Source organism: Tritonibacter sp. SIMBA_163 (assembly GCF_046535935.1).
GTDB lineage: Bacteria > Pseudomonadota > Alphaproteobacteria > Rhodobacterales > Rhodobacteraceae > Epibacterium > Epibacterium scottomollicae.
In genome coordinates, this window is record NZ_JAWJBP010000844.1 from 1 (window position 1) to 255 (window position 255).

Consider the following 255-nt stretch of genomic DNA (forward strand, 5'->3'; position numbering starts at 1 on the left):
CCATCAACACCTCCCGCTCCTCGAAGCCCCAGAGCGGCGGCGTGATCGCCCCGACGTCGAGCGCGAAGGTCGTCAGGTTGAGCAGGTGGTTGAGAATGCGGGTGATCTCGCTGAACAGCACCCGGATGTACTGCCCGCGCTCGGGCACCTGCAGGCCGAGCAGCTTCTCCACCGCCAGCGCATAGCCGTGCTCCTGGTTCATCGGCGAGACATAGTCCAGCCGGTCGAAATAGGGCACCGCCTGCAGATAGGTCT

At 64.7% G+C, this 255-nt stretch carries 1 pseudogene; it reads right to left on the reverse strand.

Annotated elements, in window-relative coordinates:
• Positions 1–255: pseudogene (locus tag R0J92_RS24715) on the reverse strand (NADH-quinone oxidoreductase subunit D); the annotation flags it as partial.